9 protein-coding genes are annotated in these 11,913 nt (G+C 69.0%); 6 read left to right on the top strand and 3 right to left on the bottom strand.

The window, feature by feature from the left end; genetic code table 11:
* Positions 1 to 227: 227 nt before the first annotated feature.
* Positions 228 to 2,792 carry an ABC transporter family substrate-binding protein gene (locus M1203_RS03415; RefSeq protein WP_249947981.1) on the bottom strand — a complete coding sequence of 855 codons (2,565 nt, stop codon included), beginning with the start codon at positions 2,790 to 2,792 and terminating at the stop codon, positions 228 to 230.
* 365 nt (positions 2,793 to 3,157) lie between these two features.
* Here M1203_RS03415 and M1203_RS03420 point away from each other — a divergent pair, with 365 nt between their 5' ends.
* Genes M1203_RS03420 through M1203_RS03435 form a run of 4 tightly spaced genes read left to right on the top strand, consistent with a single transcriptional unit; the run spans position 3,158 to position 7,223 of the window.
* A complete protein-coding gene (locus tag M1203_RS03420) occupies positions 3,158 to 3,388 on the top strand; it encodes a hypothetical protein (RefSeq protein ID WP_249947982.1) in 231 nt (76 codons plus the stop codon).
* A gap of 42 nt (positions 3,389 to 3,430) precedes the next feature.
* Complete coding sequence (locus M1203_RS03425; protein WP_283958168.1) at positions 3,431 to 4,306, top strand: hypothetical protein; 876 nt, start codon at positions 3,431 to 3,433, stop codon at positions 4,304 to 4,306.
* Between the two features lie 53 nt (positions 4,307 to 4,359).
* Complete coding sequence (locus M1203_RS03430) at positions 4,360 to 6,375, top strand: fumarate reductase/succinate dehydrogenase flavoprotein subunit (RefSeq protein WP_249947983.1); 2,016 nt, start codon at positions 4,360 to 4,362, stop codon at positions 6,373 to 6,375.
* Complete coding sequence (locus tag M1203_RS03435; protein ID WP_308404830.1) at positions 6,372 to 7,223, top strand: succinate dehydrogenase/fumarate reductase iron-sulfur subunit; 852 nt, start codon at positions 6,372 to 6,374, stop codon at positions 7,221 to 7,223. The genes M1203_RS03430 and M1203_RS03435 overlap by 4 nt, the downstream gene beginning before the upstream one ends.
* A 96-nt stretch (positions 7,224 to 7,319) precedes the next feature.
* Here M1203_RS03435 and M1203_RS03440 read toward each other — a convergent pair whose 3' ends face one another.
* Positions 7,320 to 7,874 (bottom strand): isochorismatase family protein, encoded by a 555-nt coding sequence (locus M1203_RS03440; protein ID WP_249947984.1) that lies wholly within the window; start codon positions 7,872 to 7,874, stop codon positions 7,320 to 7,322.
* A 153-nt stretch (positions 7,875 to 8,027) separates the two neighbouring features.
* Entirely contained in the window at positions 8,028 to 8,486 is a 459-nt protein-coding gene (locus M1203_RS03445) for a MarR family winged helix-turn-helix transcriptional regulator (RefSeq protein ID WP_249947985.1), read from the bottom strand.
* A gap of 242 nt (positions 8,487 to 8,728) precedes the next feature.
* On the opposite strand from M1203_RS03445, the gene M1203_RS03450 reads away from it, so the two are divergent.
* Positions 8,729 to 9,796 (top strand): LacI family DNA-binding transcriptional regulator, encoded by a 1,068-nt coding sequence (locus M1203_RS03450; protein WP_249947986.1) that lies wholly within the window; start codon positions 8,729 to 8,731, stop codon positions 9,794 to 9,796.
* A gap of 647 nt (positions 9,797 to 10,443) precedes the next feature.
* Positions 10,444 to 11,385 carry an MBL fold metallo-hydrolase gene (locus tag M1203_RS03455; RefSeq protein WP_249947987.1) on the top strand — a complete coding sequence of 314 codons (942 nt, stop codon included), beginning with the start codon at positions 10,444 to 10,446 and terminating at the stop codon, positions 11,383 to 11,385.
* Positions 11,386 to 11,913 lie beyond the last annotated feature (528 nt).

Raw genomic sequence — 11,913 nt, forward strand, 5'->3', positions numbered from 1 at the left:
CGGGGCTGTGCGGTGGCACCTGGGGAGGTGCGGGAGGGTGCGGAGCTGCCCGGGTCAGGGACAGAAACGAGCTTGCCCGCCGGAGAGGCCGGCGGGCAAGCGAATTGATGGGGTTCTGAGCTTTCGATACCGCCCTGACCTGCGGTTTCGAAAACAGGACCGTTTTTTCTTCTCTCGATCTTCGCCGGACGTACGCTCGCGTTGCCGCTTTCGTCGCCGGTTCTTCGCTACTTCTTCTTCTTCGCGTCCGGGCCGGCGGCCCCGCCCTCCCGGAATCCGACGTCCTGGTAGCGAGGGGTCTGGAAGCCGAAGGCTCCCGCGTTCACCACCGTCGGCCTCACCGCGACCAGCTGCGGACGCTGGTAGAGGGGGATGGATCCGGCCGCGGCCCAGATCCGGGCGTCGGCCTGCCTGACCAGGTCGCGGGACTTGCCCTCGTTCAGCTCGGCGGCGGCGCTGGCGAAGAGCTGGTCGATGTGGTCCGTACCGACGCGGGTGTAGTTCTGCTCCACCAGCAGCGAGCCGTCGCTGGCGGGCACGGGCTTGGCGTAGATCGGCCGGCCGTCGGTCGCCGGGAAGGCGCTGGCGGGCCAGGAGTAGAGCGCCAGGTCGTAGTGGCCCGAGGCGATGTGGTCCTTGAAGTACTCCTCGTCCGCGACCTTGGTGATCTCCGTACCGACACCGATGCGGTCGAGCATCCGTGAGATCCGCTCGCCGACGGCGCGCAGCGACTCGGCGCCCGCGCCGGCGGGCAGAACGAAGCGCAGGCTGAGCGGCTTTCCGTCCTTGCCGAGCGGGCCGCTCGGGACGGTCGGGACGGAGGAGGACGGGGAGGGCGAGGCGGAGGCGGCGGCCGTGCCACGCGGCGCGTAGGCGCCCGCCACACCGCCCGGCTTCTTGTCGGAGTCGGAGTCGTCCACGGCGGCGGCCTGGCGGAGCAGCACGGCGCCCTGGACGCGGGCGACGGACGCGGGCGCGAGGACCTGCGTGGCGGGGGCGGACGCGGGACGGGGGGCGGCCTTGCCGGGCTTTTCGTCACCGACGATGTACAGGCCCTCGTCGGAGGGGACGTCGGCCGCGTACTTGTCGTCGCCCTCGTCGCTCTTCTTCTTGGCCGCGTCCTTGTTGTCGTCCTTGTCGTCGCCCTTGTCGCCCTTCTTCTTCTCCTCTGCGGCGACCTTCTCCTCGTACTTCCGCTTCTGCTCCTCGGCCTTCTTCTTCTCGGCCTCTTCGGTCTTGGCGTCGGGCCGCTTCGCCTGCGCCGCCGCCTCGGCCGCCGCCTCGGCCTCCTCCTCCGTCAGCTCCTCGTCGCCCTCCTCGGTCCTCTTCTTCTGGGCCTTGCTGCCGGCCTTGGCGGAGGCGACCTTCTTCTTCGCCCCGTCCGGCGTCCAGCCCGCGTCGGCCAGCAGCGCCTGTGCCTCAAGGGTGTCCTGCTTGCCGAGCGCCTCGCTGGCGTCCGAATACGCCTTCTGTCCCATCAGCGCCAGATGGCTGCCGGGCGGCTTCGCGGGCAGTCCGAGCGGCTTGAGCACCGTGTCGGCCAGCTCCTGGCGGTTGATCGCGCGGGCCACCGCCCGCCGCACCCGCTCATCCGCGAGCGGTCCCGACTCGCCGTTCAGCGCGAGCTGTGTGAACGCGGGCTCCAGCGACTTCCGGACCTCCCAGCCGGTCAGCCCCTTCTGCTCCCGCGCGTACCGCGCGATGGACTCGGCCTTCCGCTTGCGCGCCTCCATCGCCTCCTCGGCCGCTTCCTCGTCGGAGCCGTTGGCCAGCGCCCAGGACCGGAGCGCGGAGCCCGGGGTGATGGCGATGCCAGGACCATGGGTGAGCGGCTGCCCGCCGCCGGCCTCGCCGTCCTTCTCGGCCGCCTTCTCCGCGTCCTTCTCCGCCAGCGCCATGCGCTTCACCACGCCGCTGTCGATCTCGACGATGTCGACCTTGCGGGCGGCGAGCGCCGCCGCGCTCTCGCCCCTGGGCACCGTGCGCATGACCAGCTGGTCGAGCTTGGCGGGCTCTCCCCACCAGTGGGGGTTACGGGCGAGCGTGGTCTCCTTGGCCTTGCGGTCCACCTTCTTGACCGTGAAGGGACCGGCCGTCACCTTCAGGGTCTTCCTGGCGCCGTCGTTGAACGCGTTGGGCGTCCCCATCACGTCCTTGGGGTAGAGCGGGCTGAACAGCGATTCCCAGTCGGCGTACGGCTTGTTGAAGGTGACCCTGACCTCAAGGTTGTTGGCGCCGCGCTCGATCTTCTCGATCCGCTCGTACCCGGCGTTGCGTGCGGTCCAGTACGCGGAGTCCTTGCCGCGCAGCGCACGCCACTGCGCCACGAAGTCCGGCGCCCCGATCTCCCGGCCGTTGCTCCACACCGCCTGCTGGTTGAGCTTGTAGAGCACGACCTGCTTGGGCTCGCGCTCGACGATCTTGGCGGACTCCAGATAGTCGGGGTTCCGCTGGGGCCGGCCGCTTTTGTCGAGGGTGAAGAGGGCGGGCAGCACGGCACCGGCGATCCGGCTCGTGGCCGCGTCCGCGTCGGCCTGGTAGCTGTTGAGTGTCGCGGGCATGGTGTCGACCGCCCAGCGCATGGTGCCGCCCTGGGCGACGCCATCACGCTTTACGGCCGCGATGTCCGGGGCGGCGGCGGCCGAGGGCTCGCTTCCCTCCTCTTCCGAGCTGCACGCGGACAGGGCCCCCAGGGCGAGTACACCGGTGGTGAGAAGCGCGACGGAGCGGAGCGTTCGGGAGCGGAGCGTTCGGGAGCATGTCCTCCCGCGTGGGGCGCCGACGTGGGACATGGCTTGTACCTCTTCGTCCTGTTTGTGGAATTTAGAGATGATCACACCTATTTGCCCACTCACTGAAGGGGACCGCGAGTCAGCGGCGGCGCAGACACGGCGTGACGTGCGAACAAACCCACCCATGCGGCCCAACGCGCCCGGACCCGGCGCCCGGCCGTCGGTTGGCTCAAAGTGATCCCGAGACGGAACGGTTCGGCAGAAAACTAGTGACCTACGACTTCCCAACCAGGGATGTGACGCGGAACACTCTCAGGCGCACGGAACAGACACGGAACACACTCAGGCGCACACAGAGAGCCGTCCGAGGGGTGACCCTCGCGATCCCCGCATGCCACCCGAGACCGTGGAAGTGAGGGCAACTCATGTCCCTGCAAGACGATGTGGCGGCGGTCAGGCGCTGCCTGGACGACTTGGTCCGGACCGTCGGGCGGCTGGAGCAGAATCTCGCGCTCCTGCGTGAGAACGAGTCCCGACCCCAGCCGGCCGGCCGCGTCGACGACCTGGTGACCATCCCCGACACCCCGTACAACAGCGCGCTGTGGACGGACTCGGACGACGAGGGCCTGGGCGTACGCGACCGGCGAGCTCCCTAGTGCCGGTCGCGGCACCAGCGACCCAGACGTCAGGAGTCCTCGTTGGCCACCGGTACCGAACCCCCCGCCGTCGGTACGGGCGCATCCGTCGATACGGGCACGCCCGGCAGTAACGGCACATCCGGCGGTACGGGCGTGCACAGCCCCTCGCGCGCCGCCATCGCGCCCCGCCATCTGCGCACGGACCGCTGGTGGCTGGCGCCCGCCGTGACCGCCGCCGGGCTGTTCGCCTTCATCGTGTACTCGACCTGGCGCGCGTTCGCGAACAGCGACTACTACGCGGCGCCATATGTCTCGCCGTTCTACTCGCCCTGCCTGGCGGAGAACTGCGCGCCGATGCGGAACGGCCCCAACTGGGAGATCTTCGGCAGCTGGTGGGGCCTGTCCCCCGCACTGCTGATCCTGATCTTCCCACTGGGCTTCCGCCTGACCTGCTACTACTACCGCAAGGCGTATTACCGCGGTTTCTGGGCCTCGCCGCCCGCCTGCGCCGTCGCCGAGCCCCACGCGAAGTACACCGGTGAGACCCGCTTCCCGCTGATCCTGCAGAACATCCACCGGTACTTCTTCTACGCGGCCGTGCCGGTCGCCGGCATCCTCACGTACGACGCCGTGCTCACCTTCCGGGACGAGGAGTACGCCTGGGGACATATGGGTCTCGGCTCGCTGATCTTCCTCGCCAATACCGTGCTGATCTGGGCGTACACGCTCTCGTGCCACTCCTGCCGGCACATCATCGGCGGCCGGCTGCGGCACTTCTCGAAGCATCCGGTGCGCTACCGGCTGTGGGGCTGGGCGGGGAAGCTCAACAACCGCCATATGCAGCTCGCCTGGGCCTCGCTGATCAGCGTCGCCCTCTGCGACTTCTACGTGTACCTGCTGGCCACCGGAGCCTTCGACGACCCCCGCCTCTTCTGACGACCCCGCCTCTTCTGATGATCCGCGCCTCTTTTTAGGGAGAGCCATCCGATATGACGCAACTCGAACGCCGGCAGTGGGACGTCGTGGTGGTGGGCGCGGGAGGAGCGGGCCTGCGCGCCGCGATCGAGGCGCGCGAGCGGGGCGCTCGTACCGCCGTCATCTGCAAGTCCCTCTTCGGCAAAGCCCATACGGTGATGGCCGAGGGCGGGATCGCCGCCTCCATGGGCAATGTGAACTCCGGTGACAACTGGCGGGTGCACTTCCGCGACACCCTGCGCGGCGGCAAGTTCCTCAACCAGTGGCGGATGGCGGAGCTGCACGCCCAGGAGGCGCCGGACCGCGTCTGGGAGCTGGAGACCTGGGGCGCGCTGTTCGACCGTACGCCCGACGGAAAGATCTCCCAGCGCAACTTCGGCGGGCACGAGTACCCGCGTCTCGCCCATGTCGGCGACCGTACGGGTCTGGAGCTCATTCGCACGCTCCAGCAGAAGATCGTCGCGTTGCAGCAGGAGGACTTCCGCGAGTACGGGGACTACGAGGCGCGGCTCAAGGTCTACCAGGAGTGCACGGTCACCCGGATTCTGAAGGACGGCGGCGGTTCCGGGGACGGCGGCGGTTCCGGGGATGGCGGTTCTGGGGATGGTGGCGCTGGAGAGAGTGGCGGCTCGGGAGAGGGCCGCGGCGGCCGGGTCGCGGGGGCGTTCTGTTACGAGCGGGAGTCCGGCCGGTTCTTCGTGCTGGAGGCCCCGTCCGTCGTGCTCGCCACGGGCGGCATCGGCAAGTCCTTCAAGGTGACCTCGAACTCGTGGGAGTACACCGGCGACGGCCACGCGCTGGCGCTGCTCGCGGGCGCTCCGCTCCTCAACATGGAGTTCGTACAGTTCCACCCGACCGGCATGGTCTGGCCGCCCTCGGTCAAGGGCATCCTGGTCACCGAATCGGTACGCGGCGACGGCGGGGTCCTGCGCAACTCCGAGGGCAAGCGGTTCATGTTCGACTACATCCCGGATGTCTTCAAGGAGAAGTACGCGGAGTCGGAGGACGAGGGCGACCGCTGGTACGAGGACCCGGACCACAACCGGCGCCCCCCCGAACTGCTCCCCCGCGACGAGGTGGCCCGCGCCATCAACTCCGAGGTCAAGGCGGGCCGCGGCTCTCCGCACGGCGGTGTCTTCCTCGATGTCTCGACGCGGATGCCCGCCGAGGTGGTCCGGCGCCGGCTGCCGTCGATGTATCACCAGTTCAAGGAGCTGGCGGATGTCGACATCACGGCGGAGGCGATGGAGGTCGGCCCCACCTGCCACTACGTGATGGGCGGAATCGCCGTCGACTCGGAGACCGCCGCCACGCCCGGGGTCGCCGGGCTGTACGCGGCGGGCGAGGTCGCGGGCGGAATGCACGGCTCCAACCGGCTCGGCGGGAACTCGCTCTCCGATCTGCTGGTCTTCGGCAGGCGGGCGGGGCTGCACGCAGCGGCGTACGCGGCCGGGCTCGACGTACGCCCGGCCCTGGACGAGGGGCAGATCGACGCGGCGGCGGAGGAGGCGCTGCGGCCGTTCGGCGGTGCCGGTGGCGGGGGTGACCGGCCCGCGGAGAATCCGTACACCCTCCATCAGGAGCTCCAGCAGACGATGAACGACCTGGTCGGCATCATCCGGCGCGAGACGGAGATGGAGCAGGCGCTGGAGAAGCTGGCCGAGCTGCGCGTACGGGCCGGCCGGGCCGGGGTCGAGGGCCACCGCCAGTTCAACCCCGGCTGGCACCTCGCACTCGATCTGCGGAACATGCTGCTGGTCAGCGAGTGCGTCGCGCGGGCGGCCCTGGAACGTACCGAGAGCCGCGGCGGCCACACCCGGGAGGACTGGCCGGGCATGGACTCCGACTGGCGCCGGATCAATCTGTACTGCCGGCTCGCCGGTACGGAGGAGGGCGCGGCCACCGATCCCGCGGCCAGCCGGATCGCGCTCACGCGCCGGACGACCGAGCCCATACGTCCCGATCTGCTCGCCCTGTTCGAGAAGGAAGAGCTGGTCAAGTACCTCGCCGAAGAGGAGCTTCACGAGTGAGTGCGAGTACGGGTACGAGCGCGAGCACAGGCACAGGCACAGGCACAGGTGCGGGCGCGAGCGCGAGCGCGAGCGCGTCGACGGCATACGAGGCGAAGTTCCGGGTCTGGCGGGGCGACGCAGAGGGCGGTGAGCTGACGGACTTCGCCGTCGAGGTGAACGACGGGGAGGTCGTCCTCGACATCATCCACCGGCTCCAGGCGACCCAGGCGGCGGATCTGGCGGTGCGCTGGAACTGCAAGGCGGGCAAGTGCGGTTCGTGCAGCGCGGAGATCAATGGCCGGCCGCGGCTGATGTGCATGACCCGGATGTCCGTCTTCTCGCGCGAGGAGACGATCACGGTCACCCCGCTGCGGGCCTTCCCGGTGATCCGGGATCTGGTGACGGACGTCTCCTTCAATTACGCGAAGGCGCGGGAGGTGCCGTCGTTCGTACCGCCGCCGGGGGTGGCCGCCGGTGAGTACCGGATGCAGCAGGTGGATGTGGACCGCTCGCAGGAGTTCCGTAAGTGCATCGAGTGCTTCCTGTGCCAGGACACCTGCCATGTGGTGCGCGACCACGAGGAGAACAAGACCGCGTTCGCCGGGCCGCGCTTTCTGATGCGGGTGGCCGAGCTGGACATGCATCCGCTGGACGCGGCCGACGCATCGGGGCTCGACCGGAAGAAGACCGCCCAGGACGAGCACGGCCTCGGCTACTGCAACATCACCAAATGCTGTACGGAGGTGTGTCCGGAGAACATCAAGATCACGGACAACGCGCTGATTCCGCTCAAGGAGCGGGCCGTGGACCGGAAATACGACCCGTTGGTGTGGCTGGGCAACAAGATCCGGCGGCGCGGCGAGTGATGTAGCCGGGGGGTACCGGTGGATGGGGTGGATGACGGAGACGGGAGGGGCCCTTGATTCCGGGCCCCTCCCGTCTGTGATGCGTCCTGTGATGCGTCAGCCGAGGAGCTTCACGATCGCCTCGGTGGTCCCGGTCTCGCCGAGCCGCGGAAAGATCTTCTCGACGCTGTTGCGGTGCGCGCCCTCGTCCATGTCGGCGACCGCGTCGACGGCGACGGTGACGTGGTAGCCGTGCTCGTGCGCGGCGCGGGCGGTCGACTCGACGCCGATGCTCGTGGCGATACCCGTCACCACGACCTGGGTGACGCCCCGGCGGCGCAGCTGGAGGTCGAGATCAGTGCCGTAGAAGGCGCCCCACTGCTGCTTGGTGACCACGATGTCGCCTTCCTGGACGCCCAGTTCGGGCACGAGGTCGGCCCAGTCGGCGGGGGGCTGCTCGCCACGCGCGGGAGCTTCGGTACGGCCGGGCGCACCGCCGGTGACACGTACGAACACGACGGGCAGCTCCCTGGCACGGAAGGCGGCGACGAGCTCGGCGGAGCGCGCGACGACATCGGCGGCCGGGTGGGGGGCGGTGGGCAGGGAGGCGATGCCCTTCTGGAGGTCGACGACGACCAGGGCGGTCCTGGGGTCGATGGTGGTGACGGTCATGGTGGTGCTCCTCGCGGTACCGGAGGGAAGGGGAGGTGGGAAGGGGAAGGGGAGGAGGAAGGGGAGGGGGTTGCTCAAGGGGAGGGAGGGGTGGGGCCGCTGTCGGCGGGCGCTCAGCGCTTGGACCGCGCGTGCGTCGCGGATGCCTCCGTCTCACTCACGGCGCTCCACCAGCCGCTCCAGCAGGGCCGCGGCCTCGGCCAGTGTCCGGCGTTCCGTGCCGTCCAGTTCGTCCGCGATCGCCTCGGAGAGCCAGCCCTGTTTGGCCGCGCGGACCACGGCGAGCGCCCGGCGGCCGGTTTCCGTGAGCGAGACGACGGACTGCCGCCCGTCGCCGGGATCGGGTGTCCGCTCGACCAGGCCCTGACCTTCCAGGGCGCCGAGGGTCAGCCGCAGGGACTGCGGACGTACGTACTCGGCGCGGGCGAGCGCGGCCGTGGTCGACGGCCCTTCGCCGTCCAGCCGCGCCAGAACCGAACGCTGGGAGGGCGTGAGCCCGCTGTCCGGTGAGGTCGTGCGCAGCCGTCGCACCAGCCTGCGGACCACGGCGGTGAGATCGGCGGCGACCTGCTCCGCGGTCGGGTCTCCGGGCCGCTCGGACTTCTCGTGCATCCGTTCACCGTAGGAGGTAGACAGGAAACCTTGCAAGTTTACCTGTCATTCTTGGCCGGGTTTTGGCTCTGGCCAGGGCCCGCCTTGCTCCTCGGACAGCACGGCGCCTAGGGTGAATGCGCTTTCATGACACACGCATCCGTGCGTACGCGTCGCCGAAGGCGCGAGAAGGCGGAAGCGGCGGAAGCGGCGGAAGCGCCGAGGAAACAGCGGATATCAGCGAAGAAGGGCCGGTCGGTCGGGTGAGTGCCCCCACGGTGTACGACGTCGCCGAGCGGTCTGGCGTCTCCATTGCGACGGTCTCGCGGGTCTACCGGAACCCCGATTCCGTACGCGCCCAGACCCGCGACCGGGTACTGGAAGCGGCGCGCGCGCTCGGTTACGTACCCAGCGGAAACGCGCGCGGTCTGGCCAGCAGAACCACCGGCGTACTCGGGCTCTGCTTCCCCGACTACTCGGATCCGGACGCCGAGACGGACGCCGAGGCGGACGACACGTACGACGACTCCGCGGTGATGCTCTACTCGGACCAGATCATCCGGGGCATGGAGCGCGCGGCGCGGCGGCACGGCTACGCGCTGCTGATCGCGGCGTCCCTGAAGGGCGGGCCCGAGTCGCTGGTGGCGAAGGTCGCGGGGCGGGTCGACGGTTTCGCCGTACTGGCGCGGACCGTCCCCACCGAGGACCTTGAGGTGATCTCGCGCCGACTGCCGGTGGTGATGCTGGCCGGGCCGCGCGAGATCGACCATCTCGACCACATCGAGGCGGCCAACTCCGATGGCGAACGGGAACTGACCCGCCATCTGATCCGCGATCACGGCTTGCGCAGGCTCGTCTTCGTCGGTGGCGAGAAGGACTCACCGGACGCGGAGGCCCGCTTCCGGGGGTTCAGGGACGCCTGCGCCGAGGCCGGACTGCCGGTCCCGGACGAACCCGATCTGCGTGCCGTGATGATGACCCAGGCGGAGGGAGAGCGGGCTGCCGAAAGGCTGCTCGACCGCGCCGACCGGGACGGCGGCCGCCCGCAGGCGATGCTCTTCGCCAACGACCAGATGGCGATCGGCGCGCTCCACGCACTGGAGCGGCGCGGGGTACGGGTACCGGAGGACATCGCGGTCACGGGCTTCGACGGGATCCCGCTGAGCAGGATGGTGCGGCCGGCGCTGACGACCGTACGCCAGCCGATCCGCCGACTCGGCGAGGAAGCGGTGGAACTGCTCGTACAACGACTCGCGGAACCGACCCGCGAACCGGTCTCCCTGATGCTCCCGGTCTCGGTGGCGCGCAGGGCCAGTTGCGGGTGTGGGTAGCGATAACTGCGAGTGTGGTTGGCGTCAGGTCAGTGCCGAGGGGTAGTCGGGGTGGGCCGGGGTTGGTCATGGCGGGTGGGGGCCGCCCCTAGGTTTCAGTTTCGCGGTTCCGGGTCGGGCGTCAAGGGCGCTCCTTCGTCGCGTCGGCAAGCCGATGACCTTCGGTCACCCTTGACCCCCAACCCTCCACCGCAAGTGCAGCTTTGAGGGGGGCGGCCCGGGGGGAGGGGTCCCCGGGGGGCTGAGTTCATGGGACCGGTCCGGTTCCCGGCTTTCGGGTGGGTGGGCCCTGCGGGGCTGCGCAGCAGTGGAGTGGGGCGGCCCGGCCCCGGCTCAGCGGGCTGATGCGGGTGGGTGGTTGAGACTCATGCCCCGCTGTGCGGGCTCGTTGTCGCCTGCACCTGTCGACGGAGGCAGACGGACCGGCCACCCGCCCCCTATGTCCCAGTTTGGCGGGTCGTTCTGGGGCCCTCGGGCGGGTAATGCGTCCTGAGTTCGGTTAACCGGGCCCCATGACACATCACCCCCTCCGACCGGTCCAATCGGCGCCTCACCGCCCCAGGGCGCGCGAGCAGGGCGCTGAGTGGGCCCGTGGGAGGCAGTCGCGCCTTTCAATGCGGGCCCGTGGTGGCTGTGATTAGCTTGAAGTGGCTATCGCCTCGATTCCTGTGCAGGAAGGCGAGAAGATGGGTAACTCATTCGCTCCGCTGCCCGACTTCGCGATCGGTCCGGACATTCCCCCTTCGGGTTACCTCACGACAGACCTGGGAGGCGGTCTCTACGGAGTTACCAGCGGCCTCGTGAATACGATGTTCCTGGTGACCAAGCAGGGAGTTGTCGTGCTCGACGCACCACGGGACCTCGGTGAGAGGCTGCTGACGGCCATCGGTGGGGTGACAACAAAGCCCGTGACGCACATCGTGTACAGCCATGCCCATGCGGATCACATCGGTTCAGCGCACCTTTTCCCGGGAAGTCCCACGGTGGTCGCGCATGAGCTGACCGGGAACCTGCTCAAGATGGCGAGTGATCCGCACCGCCCGCTGCCGAACGAGACGTTCAGCGGACGCCGACACGTGCTGGACCTGGGTGGAGAGCGCCTGATACTGGAATATCCCGGCGACTTCCACCAGCCGGGAAACCTCTTCGTTCACGCACCGGACCACCGAGTTCTCGCGGTGATCGACAGTTTCACCGTCAAGTCCGCCCCATTCTTCCGACTGCTGTTCACCTCGCACGTGCCCACATATACCGCCGCATTGAATTGGATACTCGACTACCCATTCGAAACGATCGTGACAGGCCACATGTCACAGTTCGGTACATCCGAGGACGTCGAGACCACGAAAGAGTACGTTGCCGATCTGCATTCATCCGCCAAAAGAGCGCTGCAAATAGTCGACTACGACGATGCGGTACGGCACGTACCTGCGGAGAACCGCCAAGCGCGGCTCAAGGTATACGTTGACACGGTCACCGAAACAGCCGCAGACATAATGCCGACATCATGGATGAATCGCCTCGGGGGATTCGATATCTTCCTCAAGGACAACGTGAATGTCGTCGTCTGGAGCCTGTTGAACGACTGACGGGCGGCCAGTGGGCCAGTCAGAGGCAGTGATGTGTCATGGGAACGACTTAACTGCACTCAGGACGCAACACCGGCTGGGGAGCCCCAGAACAGCCCGCCAAACTGGGACATAGGGGGCGGGTGACGGGCCCATCTGCCTCGGCTGACAGGCGTCACCCGACAACGGACCCGCACAGCGGGGCATGAGTCCCGGCCACTCCCCGACGGCCAGTCGCTTTGCCGGTGCCGGGCCGCCCCACTCCACTGCCGCGCGCCCCGCAGGGCCCACCGGGCCGCAGGCCGGGAAGGGACCGGCCCCACAAACCCAGCCCCCCGGGGACCCCTCCCCCCGGGCCGCCCCCCTCAAAGCAGCACTTGCGGTGGAGGGTTGGGCGTCAAGGGTGAAGCGAAGCGGAATCGGCGCAGCCGACGCGACGAAGGAGCGCCCTTGACGCCCGACCCGGAACCGCGAAACTGAAACCTAGGGGCGGCCCCCACCCGTATCCAGACGTCCCGGGCCCCCCCCCCCAACCCCCCCCCCCCCCCC

It is taken from the genome of Streptomyces sp. 35G-GA-8 (genome assembly GCF_023534745.1).
In the GTDB taxonomy this organism is placed as follows: domain Bacteria; phylum Actinomycetota; class Actinomycetes; order Streptomycetales; family Streptomycetaceae; genus Streptomyces.